General features: G+C 71.9%; 20 protein-coding genes. 7 read left to right on the top strand and 13 right to left on the bottom strand.

Annotation, left to right across the window (positions count from 1 at the left end; all coding sequences use genetic code 11):
- Positions 1-182: 182 nt before the first annotated feature.
- Both ACSJD1_RS03320 and ACSJD1_RS03315 read right to left on the bottom strand, forming a co-directional pair.
- Positions 183-836 carry a helix-turn-helix domain-containing protein gene (locus ACSJD1_RS03320; protein ID WP_438853889.1) on the bottom strand — a complete coding sequence of 218 codons (654 nt, stop codon included), beginning with the start codon at positions 834-836 and terminating at the stop codon, positions 183-185.
- Between the two features lie 131 nt (positions 837-967).
- Positions 968-2,134, bottom strand: coding sequence for an RtcB family protein (locus ACSJD1_RS03315; protein WP_438853888.1), 1,167 nt, complete (start codon positions 2,132-2,134; stop codon positions 968-970).
- A gap of 434 nt (positions 2,135-2,568) precedes the next feature.
- Here ACSJD1_RS03315 and ACSJD1_RS03310 point away from each other — a divergent pair, with 434 nt between their 5' ends.
- Positions 2,569-2,886 carry a nucleotidyltransferase family protein gene (locus ACSJD1_RS03310; protein WP_438853887.1) on the top strand — a complete coding sequence of 106 codons (318 nt, stop codon included), beginning with the start codon at positions 2,569-2,571 and terminating at the stop codon, positions 2,884-2,886.
- 276 nt (positions 2,887-3,162) lie between these two features.
- Positions 3,163-3,906 carry a dienelactone hydrolase family protein gene (locus ACSJD1_RS03305; protein ID WP_438853886.1) on the top strand — a complete coding sequence of 248 codons (744 nt, stop codon included), beginning with the start codon at positions 3,163-3,165 and terminating at the stop codon, positions 3,904-3,906.
- A 161-nt stretch (positions 3,907-4,067) separates the two neighbouring features.
- Here ACSJD1_RS03305 and ACSJD1_RS03300 read toward each other — a convergent pair whose 3' ends face one another.
- Complete coding sequence (locus tag ACSJD1_RS03300; protein ID WP_438853885.1) at positions 4,068-5,384, bottom strand: hypothetical protein; 1,317 nt, start codon at positions 5,382-5,384, stop codon at positions 4,068-4,070.
- 133 nt (positions 5,385-5,517) lie between these two features.
- Positions 5,518-6,885, bottom strand: coding sequence for a hypothetical protein (locus ACSJD1_RS03295; protein WP_438853884.1), 1,368 nt, complete (start codon positions 6,883-6,885; stop codon positions 5,518-5,520).
- A gap of 203 nt (positions 6,886-7,088) precedes the next feature.
- Here ACSJD1_RS03295 and ACSJD1_RS03290 point away from each other — a divergent pair, with 203 nt between their 5' ends.
- On the top strand, positions 7,089-7,805 hold the full coding sequence (locus tag ACSJD1_RS03290) for a hypothetical protein (RefSeq protein WP_438853883.1): 717 nt from the start codon (positions 7,089-7,091) through the stop codon (positions 7,803-7,805).
- Between the two features lie 53 nt (positions 7,806-7,858).
- Here ACSJD1_RS03290 and ACSJD1_RS03285 read toward each other — a convergent pair whose 3' ends face one another.
- Positions 7,859-8,293 (bottom strand): DUF1761 domain-containing protein, encoded by a 435-nt coding sequence (locus tag ACSJD1_RS03285; protein ID WP_438853882.1) that lies wholly within the window; start codon positions 8,291-8,293, stop codon positions 7,859-7,861.
- 293 nt (positions 8,294-8,586) lie between these two features.
- Here ACSJD1_RS03285 and ppk2 point away from each other — a divergent pair, with 293 nt between their 5' ends.
- Positions 8,587-9,402, top strand: a complete 816-nt coding sequence (gene ppk2 / locus ACSJD1_RS03280) for a polyphosphate kinase 2 (RefSeq protein ID WP_438853881.1) — start codon at positions 8,587-8,589, stop codon at positions 9,400-9,402.
- 10 nt (positions 9,403-9,412) lie between these two features.
- Here the strand turns inward: ppk2 and ACSJD1_RS03275 are convergent, their stop codons facing one another.
- A complete protein-coding gene (locus ACSJD1_RS03275) occupies positions 9,413-9,646 on the bottom strand; it encodes a hypothetical protein (RefSeq protein WP_438853880.1) in 234 nt (77 codons plus the stop codon).
- A 159-nt stretch (positions 9,647-9,805) separates the two neighbouring features.
- Here ACSJD1_RS03275 and ACSJD1_RS03270 point away from each other — a divergent pair, with 159 nt between their 5' ends.
- Positions 9,806-11,263 carry a VOC family protein gene (locus ACSJD1_RS03270; RefSeq protein ID WP_438853879.1) on the top strand — a complete coding sequence of 486 codons (1,458 nt, stop codon included), beginning with the start codon at positions 9,806-9,808 and terminating at the stop codon, positions 11,261-11,263.
- A 106-nt stretch (positions 11,264-11,369) separates the two neighbouring features.
- On the opposite strand, the gene ACSJD1_RS03265 is transcribed toward ACSJD1_RS03270, so the two are convergent.
- Positions 11,370-12,125, bottom strand: a complete 756-nt coding sequence (locus ACSJD1_RS03265) for a VOC family protein (RefSeq protein WP_438853878.1) — start codon at positions 12,123-12,125, stop codon at positions 11,370-11,372.
- A 169-nt stretch (positions 12,126-12,294) separates the two neighbouring features.
- On the opposite strand from ACSJD1_RS03265, the gene ACSJD1_RS03260 reads away from it, so the two are divergent.
- Entirely contained in the window at positions 12,295-12,504 is a 210-nt protein-coding gene (locus tag ACSJD1_RS03260; protein WP_438853877.1) for a hypothetical protein, read from the top strand.
- Between the two features lie 28 nt (positions 12,505-12,532).
- Here ACSJD1_RS03260 and ACSJD1_RS03255 read toward each other — a convergent pair whose 3' ends face one another.
- The 5 genes from ACSJD1_RS03255 to ACSJD1_RS03235 all read right to left on the bottom strand — a co-directional run bounded on the left by ACSJD1_RS03255 (position 12,533) and on the right by ACSJD1_RS03235 (position 17,037).
- The gene (locus tag ACSJD1_RS03255; RefSeq protein ID WP_438853876.1) at positions 12,533-13,876 is read right to left on the bottom strand and encodes a type I glutamate--ammonia ligase; all 1,344 of its coding nucleotides are present in this window, start codon (positions 13,874-13,876) and stop codon (positions 12,533-12,535) included.
- 135 nt (positions 13,877-14,011) lie between these two features.
- The gene (locus ACSJD1_RS03250; RefSeq protein WP_438853875.1) at positions 14,012-14,200 is read right to left on the bottom strand and encodes a hypothetical protein; all 189 of its coding nucleotides are present in this window, start codon (positions 14,198-14,200) and stop codon (positions 14,012-14,014) included.
- Positions 14,201-14,448: 248 nt separating this feature from the next.
- Positions 14,449-15,099: an NADPH-dependent F420 reductase gene (locus tag ACSJD1_RS03245; RefSeq protein ID WP_438853874.1), complete on the bottom strand. Its 651-nt coding sequence runs from the start codon at positions 15,097-15,099 to the stop codon at positions 14,449-14,451.
- A gap of 135 nt (positions 15,100-15,234) precedes the next feature.
- Positions 15,235-15,786 carry a dihydrofolate reductase family protein gene (locus tag ACSJD1_RS03240; protein WP_438853873.1) on the bottom strand — a complete coding sequence of 184 codons (552 nt, stop codon included), beginning with the start codon at positions 15,784-15,786 and terminating at the stop codon, positions 15,235-15,237.
- 162 nt (positions 15,787-15,948) lie between these two features.
- On the bottom strand, positions 15,949-17,037 hold the full coding sequence (locus ACSJD1_RS03235; RefSeq protein WP_438853872.1) for a fatty acid desaturase family protein: 1,089 nt from the start codon (positions 17,035-17,037) through the stop codon (positions 15,949-15,951).
- A 200-nt stretch (positions 17,038-17,237) separates the two neighbouring features.
- Between ACSJD1_RS03235 and ACSJD1_RS03230 the strand changes: the two genes are divergently transcribed.
- The gene (locus tag ACSJD1_RS03230) at positions 17,238-17,804 is read left to right on the top strand and encodes a hypothetical protein (RefSeq protein ID WP_438853871.1); all 567 of its coding nucleotides are present in this window, start codon (positions 17,238-17,240) and stop codon (positions 17,802-17,804) included.
- A 209-nt stretch (positions 17,805-18,013) separates the two neighbouring features.
- Here the strand turns inward: ACSJD1_RS03230 and gap are convergent, their stop codons facing one another.
- Entirely contained in the window at positions 18,014-19,012 is a 999-nt protein-coding gene (gap, locus tag ACSJD1_RS03225; RefSeq protein ID WP_438853870.1) for a type I glyceraldehyde-3-phosphate dehydrogenase, read from the bottom strand.
- Positions 19,013-19,185: the final 173 nt, after the last annotated feature.

The raw sequence follows: 19,185 nt of genomic DNA, 5'->3' as shown, positions 1-19,185 counted from the left end.
TGCCTCATGGCGGTTCGATCCATCTTGGTCTCTGCCTGAACTGCGGTGCGACTGGTCAATACCATCGAATCTGTCGCACATGTCGCCGGGTACGTTGAGCCCATCGGGGTGCGAGGATCGGAACTTCACGGGTTCGGCCGCCGTGCGCCCCACTGCCGCAATCTCGCGCGGCGGGTCGCCGCTCACCGGCGCAGCTCGGTCAGCAGCTGATCCGCGTGCCCGCGCTCGCGCGCGCTGCTGTGGTCGAGCAGGTCGGCGATGACGAAGCCGATCGGGACGCGGCCCTCATCGTCGAGCGCGATGTCGGCCACGTGCAGCCAGACGTTCGGACGGTCGCTCTCGACGAGCAAGTAGTCCTTCACGAGGGCGTCGACATCTGCGGGCGAAACGTAGCCTTCGGCGACAGCGGATGGCGCGAGGCCGGCGCGCGGGTCGGAGACCCCCGACCGCACGAGACGTGCGTCGTCGAGCAGGTCGGGTAGGTCCGCCGCGCTCGCGCTGAGTGCCAGGCGGGGTGAGCGCGCCCTGACCCAGCTCCAGAACCGCTGCGCGTCGACGTCGCCCGCACGCACGAGGCCCGCCTTCTCGGCGATCCTCCGTCGGACCACCGGGTCGGAGGCGGCGATGCGACCACTCGAGATCGCCGCGAGCAGGATCTCGGCGTTCGCAGCGGACATCGGCCGTGCAGACGGTCGCGGCGCGGCCAAGGCCTGTTCGGGCACGACCCACTGCGAACCCACTCGGTAGGCCCCGACGGCGCCGCTCCGGACGCGCTTGTACGCCGCTGCTCGGGACACCCCGAGCTTCGCGGCGTATTCGGCGACCCCGTATGGCATGACACAAGGGTAGCAAGATCGATACCCATGTGTCACCTACCCGATCGCGCGCCTGGCCGCGGATCGCACCCGCCCGTCTCCGAGCGGGCGCGAGCCGCGGCATCCGTCATGCTGAGCGGTCATGCGACCCCTCAGTCCCCCTTCACGTTCACGACCTGCCGCAGCGTGTGCCGCACCCGCACGAGCGACGCGGCATCCGCCATCACCCGGTCGATCGGCTTGTACGCCGCCGGGATCTCATCGATGAACGCGTCGGTGTCGCGGAACTCGATGCCGGCCATCGCCTCCCGCAGCTGATCCTGCGTGAAGGTCCGCCGGGCGGCGGAACGCGAGTACGTCCGGCCCGCGCCGTGCGGTGAGGAGTTCAGCGACATCCGATCACCCAGACCCTCGACCACGTACGACGCGGTCCCCATCGAACCCGGGATCAGGCCCGGCCGACCGGCATCGGCCCGGATCGCACCCTTCCGCGACGCCCACACCCGCTTGCCGAAGTGCTCCTCGCTCTCGGTGAAGTTGTGGTGGCAGTTGATCCGCTCCCGCTCCTCCACCGGCGCGCCAACCCACTCCGAGACCTGCCGGATGACCCGGTCCATCATCTCCTCACGGTTCAGCAGCGCGAAGTGCTGCGCCCACCGCAGCTCCGCGATGTACCGCGAGAACTCCGGCGTGCCCTCGACGAGGTACGCGAGGTCCGTGTCGGGCAGGTCGATCCACCACCTCCGGCAGAGCTCCTGCGCCACCCGGATGTGGTGCTGCGCGATCTTGTTGCCCACGCCCCGACTTCCGGAGTGCAGGAACAGCCACACGGCATCCGCCTCATCGAGCGAGACCTCGATGAAGTGGTTGCCGCTGCCGAGCGACCCCAGCTGCAGCCGCCAATCGCCCCGGTAGCGCGCCGGGTCGAACCCCTTCGCCTCGGCGAGCGCCTCGAGCTCGGCGATGCGCGGCTCGGCGGTCGCGACGACCTTGCGGTTCGCGTGACCGGCCGACAGCGGGATGGCGCGCTCGATCTGCTCCCGGACCTCCCTCCGGTCGGAGGGCAGGTCGGATGCCTCGAACTGCGTCTTCACGGCGATCATGCCGCAGCCGATGTCGACCCCGACCGCGGCCGGCATGATCGCGCCGAGCGTCGGGATGACCGACCCCACGGTGGCGCCGAGGCCCAGGTGCGCGTCGGGCATCAGCGCGAGGTGCGGGTAGATGAACGGCATCGTCGACGACGTGCGGGCCTGCTCGACGGTCTTCTCGTCGATCAGGCTCGCCCACGACACGAGCCGTGCGGAGAGCTTCTCCATGTTCCTTTCCTGTCTGGTTGCGTTGCGTTCAGTTCGCACCGCTCCGCTCCCGCGTTCGCGGGCGGGCGGGTCGGTGCGGATCGCGGAGCCCGAGGGCTCCCGTCGCGCGCAGACGGAAGGAAACCCCGGGCCTCGGATGGCACGGGGTGACGCGATTCTCGCGGCCATCGGGCCGCGGCCGCGTCAGCGTGCCGGTTCGAGCACCTGCTCGAGCGTGCGAAGCCGCCGCTCTTGGCGGCGCTTCGCGGGCTCGACGAAGGACTGGCGATTCGTGTGCTGCAGATACACGGCGGCTCGTCCTTCCTCGTGCTGGTCTCCGGGATGCCGCGCGGGTGCGCAGCCTTGTGACGATAGCGGCGGGGTGGGGGCGGGGTCAATGATGAATTCAGCCGCCCGCTCGGGCGACACCGCGAACCCGTGAGTTGTGAGTGCTGATGGAGACACCTCTCGAGCCTGGTGTTCACCCACTCCGCGCGCGCCTCAACGCCTGTCGCGAGGAGTTGGTTGCCGCACTCGAAGCACTCGGCGCCTCGAACGTCCGCGTCTTCGGAAGCGTCGGTCGCGGCGACGAGTCGGCGACCAGCGACGTCGATCTGCTCGTCGACCTCGCCGACGACGTCGGCATGTTCGGCCTCGGCACGATGCGCAGCACTGCGGAGCGGATCCTCGGCGCCCCGGTCGATATCGTTCCGGCATCGAGCCTGAAAGCGGATGTCGCCGACACCGTGCTGCGCGAAGCGAGGCCAGTGTGAGGCGGTCATCGCATGCGCGCCTCGCCCCAGGCCGTCGCGCCGCGGCATCCCCCAAATCAAGGTCGGTTTCTGCGGTGGAGGCCCATTTGAAATCGACCTCCAACGCAGAAAGCGGCCTTCGGCGCGCGGCCCGCGCTGCTAGCCTTCGAGGGCCGCGCAACGAATCGAGGAGGTGGGTCCCATGAACCGAACGACGTGGGTGCTCCTCGCAGAGGTCACGGTCGGGCGATAGGTCGCCGGGGGCGCCGCTCTGGCACGCTCCCGAAAGGCACGACCATGCACTTCACCTCTGAACCCCGTCACGATGACGGCGTCGTCGAGCGCCCGTTCGCGCTCGACGATATTCCTGGCATCCTCTGGACACCGGCGCCCGCACTCGAACCCGGTTCCGCGCCGGTCCCGCTGATCCTGCTGGGGCACCCGGGCGGGCTCGAGCGGATGCTTCCGCGACTCGCGGCCCGGGCCCGGCAGGCGGCCCGACAGGGCTTCGCCTCGGCCACGATCGAACTCCCCGGCAGCGGCGAACGGCCGTCGTCCCCCGGCGCCGAGCAGGCGCGCGCCGAGCTGCGCGCCGCGATCCTGGCCGGCGGCCGACCGAGCGCAGACGTCGTCGATCGCCTCGTCCTCCCCTTGGTCGAGCAGTCGGCACCCGAGTGGCAGCGACTCCTCGACGCCCTCCTCGAACTGCCCGAGATCGGCGGCCCGGTCGGGTTCTCCGGCGGCATCATCGCCGTCGGCGTCCGGCTGGCCGCCGCCGAGCCGCGTATCGTCGCCGCCGGCCTCTTCGCCGGCAGCTACGTGCCCCGCGCGATCATCGAGGAGGCGCGCTGCGTCACCATCCCGCTGCATGTCCTGCTCCAGTGGGACGACGTCGACAACGACCGGCAGCAGGCGCTCGATCTCTTCGACGCGTTCGGCTCGGTCGAGAAGACGCTCGTCGCCAACATGGGTGGGCACACCGGGGTCCCGGTATTCGCTGGGGACGACGCGGCGCGGTTCTTCGAGCGGCACCTCGGGTAGGTCCGCCGCGACCTGTCACCCCCGGGCGTCGCGCGGCGTCCGCTCGCATTCGCGGACGATTTCTGCGGTGGAGGCCGGTTTGGAACCGAACTCCACCGCAGGAATCGTCCGCGAACCGAGGATCACCGCGACGGGATCCGCGTCGATGGGCGGGGCAGCGCCTACGCCCCGAGGCGCTCCGCCCGCATCGCACCGAGGTCGCGGCGCGCGAGGCTCAGCGACTCGCTCGCGAGGCTCGCGGCCCGACGCGCCATCTCGATGACCTGCGCGCGGTGCGCGACGTCGGTCACGATCACGGTCACCTCGGAGCAGGCACTGCCGAGGTAGTGGCCGAGGTCGACCCGGATGCGCTCGGACTCCGCGAGCCGGCGAAGCGCCTCGGCCCCGATCCGTCCCGGGTGCCCTGCGACGGCGTCGCGGGCGAGGTCGAGGCGACGGTCGGCGTCGCGGACGGCGTGGTGTACGTGCGTCACGCTCGGTGGCGGCGCCGCGTCGGCGGGCTCGCGCGTCGAGCGATCGCGGGCGGTCTCGGTCGCGAGCGAGGTCGCACGATCGGGTGCCGTCGCGGTCGCCGTCGCGGCCGACGTCGCGGCATCCAGCGCGTCGCGCGCAGCGCGCAATCGGCGCAGGTGCCCGATCGGATCGGTATCCACGCCGGCGGCGGGCAGCACGACGAGCGTCGCCTGCAGTTCGACGATCGCGGCGGTGGCATCCGGGGAGTGCGGCGCGCCGAGCGCGACCGCGAGCTCGCGTCGGCACTCGTCGGCGAGGGCGGGCAGCGCGGCCTCGGCGCGCAGCGCCTCCACCTCGAACATCTCGACGGCGTCGAGCAGCATCGCCGCGCGGTGAACCGATCGAGCGGATGCCTCGAGCGCGACGTCCGCGTGGGCGAGCTCGCCGTCGGACTGCCGGTGCTCGGCCACGCCGAGGCTGTGCGCGGCGAACCCGAGCAGCCGGTCGGCTTCGGCGGGGTCGGCATCGATGCCCGCGAGCGCCTCGCGCGCGTAGCGCGCGCCCAGCCGGTCGAGCGTCGCACGCACGTACGGGAGCCGCGCCCGAAGGCTAAGGATGTCTGCGCGCAGGCCGGCGATCCGGTCGGGAGCTCGGCGGGCCCGCGACATCCGCTCGCCGAGGTCGACGGCCTGCTCGGAGAGCACTCCCTCGATCGCCTCGCACGACTCGATCACGCGCAGGTACCGCGCCCGCACCTCGTCGGCGGGCCCGGGCAGCGCGTCGTGGTTGCGCCGGTTCAGCCGGAACGCATCGCTGAGCTGCCGACGCGCGGCGACGAGCGTCTCGGCGGCCTCGGCGATCGCGTCGGGCCCGAGGGATGCCTCGGCGAAGCCGAGCTCCTCGGCCGCCCCGCGGATGCGCTCGTCGGCGGCGACCAGCGCCGACCCGGCCCGCGTCGCCAACCCCGCGTCGTGGGCCTCGAGTTCGGGCGCACTCCGCCTGCGCCTGGCCCAGAACCCGGCCATGCATGGATTCTACGAGCGCCGGCTGACGCGCACCATGGTCCAAGGTGTCCGGCGCGGGCCTCGCGAGCCGCGACGCCCGTCGTCGGCCGCACCGCCCGGCGCACACCATGGTCCGTGGCACCCACCGCAGGCGTCAGTCGAAGATGCCGTCGAGGATGCTGCCGATCACGAGCCCGCCGAGGATGCCGCCCATGACGTCCGAGCCGCCACCGCGGCGGCCGCCGCCGTTCCAGCCCGGCCCACCCGAACCGGGCCCGCCCCACTGCCCCGGATCCTGCGGCCGCGACGAGTCGATGTCGCGCCGTGCGAGCTGCAGCGCCTCGCCCGCGAGGGCGGCGGCTCGTCGAGCGATCGCCATCGCGTGCTCGCGGTGGTCGTCGCCGATGACGATGGCCGTCGCCGCGGGCTCGCCGAGGTAGCGGTCGATGTCCTGCCGGGTGCGCTCGGCCTCGGCGAGCCGGGTGCGGGCATCCGCTCCGATCCATCCGCGGTGCCCGGCGATGACGTCGCGCGCGACGGCGAGCTGCCGGTCGGCGTCGTCGATGGCGTGCCGCACGTGCTCGAGCGGAGGTATCGGACGAGCCGCGCGTTCGCGCGCGGCGGCGATCGCGGCATCCAGCCCCGTGTTCGCCTCGCGGAGCCGGTCGAGGTGCGCGAACGGATCGGTGTTCACGCCGGCCGGCGGCAGGCTCGCGAGCGCGGCCTGCAGGTCGGCGACCGCCTGCGCGACGCCGGGCGAGTGCGGTTCCTTCAGCGCGACGACGAGGTCGCCTCGGGAATCCTCGACGATCGCCGCGAGGGTCGACTCGGCGCGCAGCGCCTCGACCTCGAAGGTCTCCACCGCGTCGAGCAGCGTGGTCGCCCGGCGCACCGATTCGGCGGATGCCTCGAGCGCCAGGTTCGCCTGCTCGCGTTGCCCCGCCTCGCGCCGACGTTCGGCCACGCCGACGCTGTGCTCGGCGAATCCGAGCAGCTGGTCGGCCTCGGCGGGGTTCGCGTCGACCTGGGCGAGCGCCTCGGGCGCGTACCGCACCGCGAGCCGGTCGACCGTCTCGCGCGCGTGCGGGATGCGGGCGCGAAGGCGGTCGATGTCGGCGCGGATGCCGGCGATGATCTCGGGCGCACGTCGGGCCCGTGCGATGCGCTCGGCGAGGGCCGCGGTCCGGTCGTCGAGCAGTTCCTCCGCCCACTCGCAGAGCTGCACGATGCGCGAGTTGCGGGCGCGCAGCTCGTCGGGGGTGTCGGGAATGTGGTCGTGGTTCAGCTGATGCATGCGGAACGCCTCGGCGAGGTGCGTCCGCACCGCGGCCAGCGCCTCACGGAGCGGCTCGGTCGCCTCGGCGCCCAGCTCGGCGTCGGCGAAGTCGAGCTCGTCGGTCGTGACCCGGATGCGCTCGTCGGCGGCGACCAGGGCCGCGCGGGCCCGCGCTGCGAGGACCGCGTCCTGCGTCTCGAGCTCCTGCTGCTCCTCGCGCTTGCGCTTACCCCAGAACCCGGCCATGCCCTCGATCCTAGGGTCGCGATCATGGGGCGTTCCTTGGAGCGCCGACCCGGCTGTGCGCCCGGGCCGGTGCACGAGCGGTGCCGAACGACCGCGCGCCCGAGTCTGCGGTCGAGATCGAACCGTGACCGGGCGATGGTCTCCGGTTCGGCGCCGCTCGACCATGATTGCGGATGAAACCGTCACGAGGGGATGTGGTCAGGATGCAGGGACTCCGCGGTGCCGCGGTCGCCGTCGCAGTGCTCACGGCGAGCATGCTCACGGCGTGCGACCCGCCCGAGGCGACCGTCGACGCGACGGCCGATGCCGCGCCGACCGCCACTCCGGCGGCGGAGCACGACGACCCGCTCGCGCTCGTCACGGGGATCGTCATCCGTCCGCTCGTGCTCGAACTCGTCGACGACGCGGGAACGGTCGTCGAGACGCTCTCGTACGACCTGCCCGCCGAGGAGATCGTCGAGCCGCTCTCCGCGGTGTTCGATTCTGACCCCGATGTGGCCGAGTTCGGCCGGTGCTGCGAGGTGCCGCTGACGACGAACTACTCGTGGCCGGGGTTCGAGGTCTGGGATGACCAGGTCGGCCATTGGGATGAGGCCGACCCGACCGTCTGGGTGCCCGAAACCGGGCCCGACGAGCGCGAGACGAACGTGGTCGTCGTCGCGACCGTTCCCGAACTCGACGGCGTCGTGCTCACCACCGACCTGGGTTTCGAGGTCGACGCCGACCCGTCGGAGGTCGCCGCGGCGGTCGGGAGCGAACTCAGTGGCGCGGGGGTCGACCAGCTCCCGCTCGAGTACGGCCCGGAGCTCGGGGAGTCGGTCATCGAAGGCGAGCTGAACGCCTACGCCGTCGCGCTGCAGTTCGGTGGCGACGTGCGGCGGATCATCGCTCCGCTGCACCTCGGTGTCGGCGGCGTCTGACGTTCCGGAGAGGTCCGGCTCCGACTCGTCCGAGGTCCCAGCGCGCGCGGGCGTCACACGGTGCCGGCCGGCGGCCACACCCCGATGATGAGCCCCATCACGACGAGCGTCACGAGCTCGTGCCCGATGTTGAGGATGGTCAGCGACGACGGACGCCCCTCGAACGCGTCGTGCGTGATGAATCGGGCCGCGGTGAGGCCTGCCCAGAGGATGATCGCCGTGAACAGCGCTGCGAGCAGGTAGCTGCCGCCGTAGAAGTGCCACGCGATCGTCGACGCGCCCGCGAGTACCCACGCGGTGATGAAGCTGACGATCACGGTCACGATGATCGCGCCGACGGCACTCGAACCCGGGCGGTCCATGTCGACGCCGGCGAGCTTCGACCACCGCGTGCCGAACACGCCCCTGGCGTACCAGATCGTGCCGACCACCATGCTCGACAGGGTCGCCAGCAGCACCGCCCAGTAGTTGATCTCGGGGACCGTCATCTCCGCCTCCTCGCCGCGGCCGCGGCCGCGCTCATCGCACGATGCCGTGCAGGTTCCGCGCCGTCGCGGCGCGTCGGGTGTCGCTGGGCGCGAGCGTACTCCCGTGCGAATGGCCGCCGCCCGCAGCACCCGGGAGATTCGTGGACGCTCTGCGCGAGCCGAGTGTCCGATTGCGGTTGGATGTCGCCGCTCGATCCCGCATGCATCGGACACTCGATGCCCGCGAAACCGACAGGGTGGGTGCGGCGCCGCAGCGCGGCATCCGCCCTAGGCTTCGGTGCAGGGGTGCGTGAATGGGCAAGAGGATGCCGAAGCCGCTGTACGAGCAGGAGCTCAAGACGCTGCAGGCGCGGCTCGTCGAGATGCAGAAGTGGGTGCAGCAGTCGGGCGCGCGCGTCGTGGTCATCTTCGAGGGGCGGGATGCCGCGGGCAAGGGCTCCGCGATCAAGCGGGTGTCGGAGTACATGAACCCGCGCCAGACGCGCATCGTCGCACTGCCGGCGCCGAGCGAGCGCGACAAGACGCGCTGGTACTTCCAGCGGTACGTGCCGCACCTGCCGGCCGGCGGCGAGATCGTGCTCATGGACCGCTCCTGGTACAACCGCGCCGGCGTCGAGCGGGTGATGGGCTACTGCACGAACGAGGAGTACCAGCGGTTCCTGCACCAGGCGCCGATCTTCGAGCGGATGCTCGTCGAGGACGGCATCATCCTGCTGAAGTACTGGTTCAGCGTGTCCGATGTCGTGCAGGAGGAGCGCTTCCGCTCGCGCCTGAACGACCCCATGCGGCGCTGGAAACTGAGCCCCACCGACCTCAGCTCCATCACCAAGTGGGAGGACTACTCCCGCGCCAAGGACACGATGTTCCTCCACACCGACATCGCCGAGGCCCCCTGGTACGAGATCGAGAGCGACGACAAGCGCCGCTCACGCATCAACGTGATGGCCCACATCCTCTCGAAGGTGCCGTGGGAGCCCGTCGCGCAGGAGCCGATCGAGATCCCCGAACGCCCGCCGTCGGCCGGCTACGAGCGCCCGCCCCGGCAGTGGACGAACTCGGTGCCCGACTACGCCCGCGAAGTCGAGAAGCGCGCCGGGGCGGCGGACTGAGGGCGAGCGCTCACTCGGAGTCGGCGCGGTCCTGAGTGGCCTGCGACGACGTGGCACCGTGCCAGTGCTCGGCGCGCTCATCGGTCCACCGCTTGGCACGCGCCACGTTCTCGGTCGACTCCGCTTCGCCGGCGGCCTCGTCGGCCTGCACCGTCTCGTCGTCGCGCTCGCCTTCGTCGCTCGCGCCGCCCTCGTCGCGCTGCACCTCGTCGGCCTCGCCGTCGGGACCCCGCGTCTCAGCCATCACGCGCCTCCCCTGCTCCATGGGTCAGACTACGCGCCCTCAGGGAGACCGCACACGGCCGAAGGACCTTCGGCTCCGGCACACGCGCTCGGTTCCGGAACCCGTGACCGCCCGCTATCGTCGTGCGCGTCGGGGTCGATGCCCCGGGACGGAGGCCGCATGGCCCAGGAGCAGCGGCTCGCGTTCCTCGCGGCCGAGGGCGTCGACGACTGGCGGGTGGCGTACTGCGGGCCGATCACGCGCTTCGCGACGGCGTCGGTGCGGGCGGGCGCGGCATTCGCGGCGACGGTGGCGGCGCTCGACGCGGCGGCGGAGCATCCGCCCCTCATCGACGTGCGCCCGGGCTGCGTCGTCGTCCGCCTCGTACGCGACCTCATCGACCTCGACGACGGTGCGGCCGAACGGGCACGGGCCGTGTCGGCGGTCGCCCGCGCGCACGGGCTCGTCGCGCAGCCGGGTCGCACGCAGGACGTGCAGGTCGCCGTGGCGACGAGCCGGCCCATCGCCGAGGTGCTGCCCTTCTGGCGCGCCGTGCTCGGATACGACGACCACGTCGGCGACGACCTCGTCGACCCGCGCGGGCGCGGGCCGTCGATCTGGTTCCAGCCCCTCGACCCCGGTAGGCCGCTGCGGCATGCGATGCACCTCGACCTCGCGGTGCCGCGCGAGGTCGCGCCGGCTCGCCTCGCCGAGGCGCTCGAAGCGGGCGGGCGTCTCGCATTCGACCGCGAGGCGCCGCAGTACTGGACGTGCGCGGATTCCGCGGGCAACAAGGTCGACCTCGTGACCTGGCCCGACCTGCCGGTTCCTGAGGACGCGCCGGCGTCGCTCGACGTGCTCGCGATCCCCCGCAACGGCTCTCCCGACGCGCCCGTGGACGCCGGTGCCGGTTCGCCGGGCGCGTCCGAGGCGTCCGAGGCGTCCGAGTCGACGGATGCTGCGTCCGCGACGCGCACGGCGCCGGTCGAGCACGGCGAGGCGATGTTCGGGGCGTTCCGCGAGGCATCCGACCTCGTCGACTGGCCGGTCGTGTTCTCGGGGCCGACCGCGTGGTTCGGCACGGGCTCGCTCGCGGAAAGCGCGGCACTCGCCACGCAGTTCGCCGGACTCGCGGGGGCCGACCGGCTGCACCTCGACCTGCGCGCCGACGGCGTCGCAGCGCGACTGGCTCGCGACTTCGCCGAGCTGGTCGATGCCGACCTCGACCTCGCGCGCCGCATCACGGCGGTCGCTGCGACGTTCGGTGCCCGATCCGACCCGTCGAACGTGCAGACGGTGCAGATCGCGATCGCATCGAAGGCCGACGACGCGGTGCGGCCGTTCTGGCGCGAGCTCTTCGCCTATGCCGAGCACGGTGACGAGGACCTCGTCGACCTCGACGGGCGCGGCCCGAGCCTCTGGTTCCAGGAGCTCTCGCCCGAGAAGCCGCTCCGGCACGCGTTCCACGTCGACGTCTCGGTGCCCCGCGCGGTCGGCCGTGCTCGCGTCGATGCAGCGCTCGCCGCCGGCGGCCGGATCGCCGCGGGAGGTGAAGAGGACGGATGGTGGACCCTCGCCGACCCCGCGGGCAACAAGGTCGACATCGCCGTCTGGGCCGACCGCGAACCGAGCCCGTGAGCCCCTGAGGCCGTGCGCCCGATGGCCTCGAGCCGAGATGCCGCGAACCCGCGTGCCCGTGAGTCCGCGGATCGAGGCGACGGCATGCGGCCCCGGCCCGATCGGGTCAGCGCGCCCTCTCGTCCGGCTCCGGCCGTGCCTCCTCGAGCCGCGTCGACTCGCGCCCCCACCACGTCGTGACGTCGACGCCGTGGTTCTCGGAATCGGCGAGGGTCCACCACTCCGGCGCGAACGAGTCGTCGGCGATGCGGCCACCGGCGGCGAGCGCCGCCTCGATGCGCGCGTGCACCTGGTCGTGCGGCACGCACACGTCGACGTGCATGCGCCCGCGCTGCGGGCCGACCCGCTCCTCCGGCTGCAGGAACACCGACGACCCGCGGCGGAGCGGATCGACGAGGTGGGTGTCGTTCGGCCGCACGTACCCGAGCACCGCGGTCCAGAACGGCGTGACGTCCGACGAGGGCGGTGACGCGACCGCCGTCTGCACGACCTGCAGCACCGAGGCATCCGCCGCCAAGCCGTGCTCGCGCGCCACCGCGGAGATGAGGCGGGCGACCTCGACATCGCGCGTGCTGAGGTCGCGGACGTCGCGGCTGATGAGCTTCACCGCCACGCCCTCGTGCCGGAGGTCGACGTCGGGCTCGTGTCCCACCACCTCGTCGATGGCGGTGATCGCGGCGACGAAGCCTGCGGCAGCGGCATACGAGGGGGCGCGGAAGAACGCGTGCGCACCCCAGTAGAGCACCCGCCAGTCGCCGACGCCCTCGGCGGCGTGGAACGCCTCCGGCGAGATCGCGCGGGGGAGATCGCGCAGGTCGGGCGGGTCGGGCTCGGCGCCATCCGGCGCGGCTGCGGCATCCATGCGATCCATGCTCGCGGGGGCCGCCGACACTCGGCAAGGCCCGTGCGATGAGCGACGGATGCCCCCCGTCCGGGCGATCCCCGAGGCGGCCGCGCGCCGACAGGAGCAGAATGGTCGGGCAGCGTCGGCGCGATCCGACCGTCGATGACGACCAGTCGAGGAGGACATCATGAGCGCTGCGACGAGCATCTACGAGACGCCCCAGCACGGAGGGTCCGCACCGTGGTCCGACCCCGGATGGAGCGGCGCGATGGCGTTCACGGGCCCGGTGCACCTGCACGACGGGTTCGAGTCGGCCCCACCGCGACCTGCCGGCGGCGACCTGCGAGCGACGATCGCCCGCCTGTTCGGTTCCCGCGCCTCGACTCCGCGGCGCTGACGCCGGAACGCGGCCGCACCGACGACGGTCAGTACCGCCAGCGCACCAGGTCGGCGACGTCCTCGGGCACGTGCTCGCCGTACGCCTCCCACTCGTGCTGCCGCGTCGCGACGTACGCGTCGACGAGCACATCGCCGAACACGCCCCGGTAGAACTCGCTCGACTCCAGCCGGTGCAGCGCCGAGCCGAGGTCGGCGGGAAGTGGACGGATGCCGGCCGCCCGGCGTTGCGCGGGGGTGAGGGTCGACGGGTCGACATTCACCGGCTTCGGGGGCGTCGCCCCGCGTGCGACGCCGTCGAGGGCGGCGGCGAGGATCGCGGCGACGGCGAGGTACGGGTTCGCCGCGGCATCCGTCGGCTTCACCTCGATGTTCGACTGCTCGGCGCCCATGCCGGCCTGCCCGGGCACGAACCGGATCGCCGCCTCGCGGTTGCCCGGGCCCCAGCAGATGTCGGCGCCCGCCCACGCGTGCGGGCGCAGTCGGGCGAACGAGAGCACGCTGCCGCCGAGCAGTGCGACGCCCTCCTCGAGGCGGTCGAGGATGCCGGCGATCATGCTCGCGCCGAGCGGCGTGACGCCGAGCTTGGCCTTCGGGTCGGTGAAGACGTTGCGGCCATCGCGTCGCGCCGAGAGGTGCACGTGGCATCCGTTCGTCGAACCGCCGACGATCGGCACCGGGGCGAACGAGACCATGAGGCCGTGCCGCTGCGCGACGCGGGTCAGCACGACGCGCGCGAGCACGAGGTCGTCGACCGCCGCCATCGGGTCGCGCGGCGCGAACGCGAACTCGAGCTGCCCCGTGCCGAACTCCGGATGCATCTGCTCGACCGGCACCCCGGCGACGTCGAGCGCCTCGAGCGCCGCGAACGCGAACGCCTCGACCTCGAGCAGGGCGCGCGTCGAGTACGCCGGACCGGTGGTCGCGGGCACCGGCGGCTCGCCCTCGACGGGCGACGGCCGGAACACGGTGCACTCGAGCTCGAATCCGACCACGAAGGTCAGCCGCGCGTCCTCCGCGTCGTCGACCACACGCCGCAGCGCGGTGCGCTGGCACGTCGGGTGCGGCGTGCCGTCGAGCGAGTACAGGTCGGCCGGCGCCCACGCCAGCCGCGCCTCGCGGTCGAGCATCGCCATCGACGAGGTGTCGGCGATGCCGCGCAGGTCGCCGACGATGGGGTCGACGTCTGGCGTGGCGTTGAGGTGATCGTCGACCGAGAACAGCACGCCCGCGCTGTTCGAGATCGTGACGCCGTGCGTGCTCGCCGACAACAGCCTCCGGTGCGGCAGCACCTTCACGCGCGAGATGCCGGCGTTGTCGACGTGGCACACGAGCAGGGCGCGGATGTCGTCGAAGCGCACGGATCGGTTCATGCCGGGTCTCCTCCCAGCCGGGGTCCCGGTCGGGGAGGTCGGGCCCGGCGCACGGGATCAGTATGCACCCGGCGCGTTTCGCGGGGTTTTCGCCGCGGCGCGCCGGCCGCACTGCGGCGACGATGGGCGCCGGTGTCAGGCTCCGGCGGGCACGCCCTTCAGCTCGGAGTAGCGCTGAGCATGGACCTGCGCCAGGTCGATCGCGCCCGTCATCAACGCCTCGGCGCACTCGCGTGCGGCCTCGTCGAGCTCGAGCTGTCGGCTGGTTCCCTCGGCGCTGGCCCGCAAGGCGCGCTTCAGGCGGTCCCGGTCTTCGTAGATCATGGTCTCCTCTTCTCGGTCGTCGAAGCGATCATGACGTCGTCGTCAACCGGTGCAGAGAAGATACCGCCTCACGGCCCGGCCGCAAAGCGGAATGTGGACGTGTCGTCGTCATCCGCCGTTCGGTTCGCGGCCCCGTCCGGTTCGGCGGTGGTCGCCGCCCGACCGATGTCGGGACCGTCGTCGCGGGTGCGCCGAGCCATGCACCCGCAACGAATGTCCGGTCGGGTTCCGCAGCTCGAGAGCCGCGGTCAGGCCGCCACGGGGCCGCGTTCGGCGCGTGCGAGGTTCGCGACGAGCTCGTCGCGCGTCTGCGGCACGACGTACGCGGGCTGGTCGCGCTCGACGCGCCAGCTCTCGTCGAGCGGTCCGACGTTCACGGTGTCGAAGCCGAACTCGTCGTAGAGGCGCGTGACGACCGCCGCGGCATCCTCGAAGTCGCTCGCCGTCGCGAGCGCACGACGACCGGGCGTGCCCGCAGGTGCGCCATCCGTCGTGATGTCCTTCGCCATGATGTGGTTGAAGCCCTTCGCGACGCGGCTCTCCGGCAGGTGCGCCTGCAGCAGGCCCGAGACCGTCGCGCGCCCCTCGTCGAGCGCGGCCACGTGGCCGTCGCGCTCCCAGTAGTAGTTGTTCGTGTCGATGACGACCTTGCCGGCGAGCGGCTCGACCGGGATCGACGCGTACGCCCCGAACGGCACCGTCACCACGACGACGTCGCCGGCTGCGCCGGCCTCCGCCGCGGTCGCGGAACGAGCGCCCGGCCCGAGGTCGTCGATCAGCTCCGACAGGGTCTCCGGACCGCGCGAGTTCGCGATGACGATCTCATAGCCGTTCGCGAGGGCCGCGCGGGCGACCTGGCTGCCGATGTGTCCTGCTCCGATGATTCCGAGTGTGGTCATGGTGTGGCCAACGGATGCCGCGGGCGTACTGTTCCCGGATCCCCGGGCGCCCAGCGCCCGCTCAGGCGGGCGCGAGCGCCGACGGTGCCGCGAAGAGGAACACCACGGCCGGCCCGGCCGGCGGCATCCGCTCGTTCAACGCACCACGTCGAAGACGTTCTTCACGACGCCGTTCGAGTAGGCCTCGTGCTCGACGAGCTTCAACGTGCCCTGCTCGTTGCCGTCGAAGAGGCGCTTGCCCTCGCCGAGCGTCACCGGGAAGACGAGCAGGTGGTAGCGGTCGACCAGTCCGGCCGCGGCGAGGCCCTGCGCGAGCGTCGCGCTGCCGTGCACGATGATCGGGTCGCCGTCGCCCTCCTTGAGCGCCGCGACCTCGTCGAGCGAGCGGAGCACCGAGGTGTGCGCCCACTCGGGGTCGGTCAACGTCGTCGAGACCACGTACTTCGGCATCGCGTTGTACTCGGCGAACTCGTCCATCTTCGGCCAGATGGGCGCGAACTCGTCATAGCTCTGACGGCCCATGAGCATCGCTCCGGCCTCGAGCTGCTCGCGGCCCTTGATCTCGTAGGCCTCCTCGACGAACGGGACCTCCTTGAAGGTCCAGCCCGCGCGAGGGTGGTCGCCGCCGCCGGGCGAGTCGATGATGCCGTCGAGGGTGATGAACTCGGTCACGATGAGGGTGCGCATGGGTCGTCCTTTGCTCGGTTCGGGCGAGGCGGGAAGTTCCGCTCTCATTCTGGACGTCGAACGACCGCGGGCGCGATCGACATCGGCCGCGAGATCCGTCGAGACCGGTCCCGGCGCGGCGTGCGGGCCGGCATCGTCACGGCGCGACGCCGTCGCCGATCGTCAGGCCGTGAGGCTCGCGCGCTGCTCGACGAGCGGGCACATGAACGGGTCCCGCTCTCCGAGCCCCACCCGGTTGATGTACCGGAGGACGATGCCGTAGCTCTGCCAGAGGCCCGTGACCGTGTAGCGAACGTCGCGCTCGCGGCAGTAGTCGGCGATGATCGCGGCCGCCGCCCGGAGGTGGGGGCGGGGCATCGACGGGAACAGGTGGTGCTCCACCTGGTAGTTGAGGCCGCCCATCGCGACATCGAGGATCCGGTTGCCGCGGATGTTCCGGCTCATCAGCACCTGACGGCGGAGGAAGTCGAGCTTCAAGCCCTTCGGCACGAGCGGCATGCCCTTGTGGTTCGGCGCGAACGACATGCCCATGTACACGCCGAAGACCCCGAGTTCCACCGCGAGGAACGCCACGGCGATGCCCGGGGAGAGCACGAGGAAGACGAGGGCCACGAACCCGACGATCCGTACCGCGAGGAACGCGATCTCGACGGGTCGGCGCGCCACGCGCTCGCGGACCAGCACGCGCCGCACGCTCGACGCGTGCAGCGACAGCCCCTCGAGCAGCAGGATCGGGAAGAAGAACACGCCCTGGTGCGCCATGATCCAGCGCATGACGCGCGTCCTGGCGCGCGCGGCCCGGTCGGGCGTGACCGCGACCACCGGCAGGTCGATGTCGGGATCGGCGCCGACCTGGTTGGGGTTCGCGTGGTGGCGGGTGTGCTTGTGCTGCCACCAGCCGTAGCTCATGCCGATGAACAGGTCGCCGACGATCAGGCTGATCCAGTCGTTCCACCGCCCGGAGCGGAAGATCTGCCGGTGCGCGGCATCGTGCCCGAGGAAGGCCGTCTGCGTGAACAGCACCGCGAACCCGACGGCGGTCAGCAGCTGCCACCAGGTGTCGCCGATCCAGATGAAGATCGCGATGGCCGCGGCGAACGACAGCGGCACCGACAGGAGCTTGGTCCAGTAGTAGCCGTACCGCCGTCGCATGAGCCCGGCGTCCCTCACGAGACGTGCGAGATCGGTGAAGTCGCTGTTGGATCGCCGAGCCCCGCCGTGGGTGGTCGCGACCTCGATGATTCCGGTCATGACGACCTGCTTTCCCGCACGATGCCGGCGACGGCGGGCGCGACGTCGGTGTCTCCGGCTGCATGCGGCCCTGCCTATCGTCAGGCTACGTCCGCGGACGCGGGCCTGCGGCGATCTCCGAGGGACTCTCAGCTTCTTGGGGTCCGGGGCCCAGCGACGAACCTGTGAGGGGCCACATGTTGCGCGCCTACGCTCCGGAGATGAGCACACATTCGCACCCAGCCGACGCGCCGATGCATGGGGGCGAGAACGCCGTCGCAGCGGAAGCGATGGTCGATACCCAGCCCACGGACGACGCATCCGTGCGCCCCGCACCCGAGTCATCCGGACCCGGCGCCTTCGAGCCGTTCGCGGTCGACCACATCCTCGTCACGGAGCTGCCGTCGTCGCTCGGCACGGTCGACGCCCCGGAGCGCTACACGGTCACGGCGGTGTTCACGCGACGTCCGCTCCCGCAGGAACTCGAGCTCCTCGGCGCCCAGTCGGTGGATGCCCGACTCACGGAGGCCGGCTACCCGCGCGTCGCGCTGCGCGCAGCGGACCGCCGCCTCCTGATCTCCAATACGAACCTGAACGAGCTTCAGCACGGTCTCGCCCGCGAGATCGGCCGCATCCTCGACGAGATCGGCCATACGGTCTCGGCGACGCGTTCGGCGCAGGCACGCGACGCCGCCGAACTCGCGTCGCGCGCCGCGGAACGCGCGAGCCGCGTGCTGGCCGAGGCGGAGCGGGTCGACTTCTCGCCGCATCGCTCGATGTACACCTGAGTCCGAGCCGCAGCCCGGGCGCGTGCGCCTGCGTCCGGGCTGCGCCGAAGCCTCCGCCATGTCGAATCGCGCCGGCGAGGGCTCCACTCCCCCGCCGACGCGATGTCGGGGCCGGCCGGCCCGGGTACCGCCCCCCGAGCCGACCGGAGTCGTCGGTGCGACCGCGATCGAGCCGAACGGCCCGAGGACGGTCTGCGATCAGACGGCGATCAGGCCGCGGCGAGCAGCCCGAGCGAGTCGATGACGCGGTTCGAGAAGCCCCACTCGTTGTCGTACCAGGCGACGACCTTGATGTGCTTGCCGTCGACGCGGGTGAGCTCGGCGTCGAAGATCGACGAGTGCGGGTTGCCGACGATGTCGCTCGAGACGAGCGGCTCCTCGGAGTACTCGAGCACGCCCTTCAGCGGCCCCTCGGCGGCGGCGCGGTAGGCGGCGAGCACCTCGTCGCGGGTGACGTCCTTCGACACGGTCGCGTTGAGCTCGACGATCGAGCCGACGGGCACGGGCACGCGCATCGAGTCGCCGTTGAGCTTGCCGTCGAGGCCGGGCAGCACGAGGCCGATGGCCTTCGCGGCACCGGTCGAGCTCGGCACGATGTTCTCGGCCGCGGCCCGGGCACGCCGTGCGTCGGAGTGCGGGGCGTCCTGCAGGTTCTGGTCCTGCGTGTACGCGTGGATCGTGGTCATGAAGCCGTGCTCGATGCCGGCGAGGTCGTCGAGGACCTTCGCGAGCGGCGCGAGCGCGTTGGTGGTGCACGACGCGTTCGAGACGATCGTGTGCGACGCGGGGTCGTAGGCATCCGTGTTCACGCCGTAGGCGAGCGTCACGTCGGCGCCCTTCGAGGGGGCGGAGACGAGCACCTTCTTGGCGCCGGCCTCGAGGTGCGCCCTCGCGGCCTCGGCGTCGGTGAAGCGGCCGGTCGACTCGAGCACGATGTCGACGCCGAGCTCGCCCCAGGGCAGCTTCGCGGGGTCGCGCTCCGCGAGCACCTTCACGCGGTGCCCGTCGATCACGAGGACGTCGCCGTCCACCTCGACGGTGCGACCGAAGCGGCCGCCGACCGTGTCGTACTTCAGCAGGCGGGCGAGCGCCGCGGGCTCGGTGAGGTCGTTCACGGCGACCAGTTCGAAGTCGGCGTCGCGCTCGATGAGCGCGCGGACGACGTTGCGGCCGATGCGGCCGAATCCGTTGACGGCGATGCGGGTCATGACGTCGGGGGTCCTTTCCTCTGTTGCGCGTTCCAGCATCATGGTGTGACGGATGCCTCGGCAGTGGCCGGAGCGACAGCATGCGAAAGGATCTCGCCAACTCATGCCCGCACCCCGCCCCCGCTGCGAGCACCCACTCGTCCGGAGCTCCCACCCGGCACACAGGAAGGTCA

It is taken from the genome of Agromyces excoecariae, assembly GCF_051715505.1.
Taxonomy (GTDB): Bacteria; Actinomycetota; Actinomycetes; order Actinomycetales; family Microbacteriaceae; genus Agromyces.
Note: the sequence above shows the minus strand (reverse complement) of the source record. Positions and strands in the feature narration are given on the sequence as shown.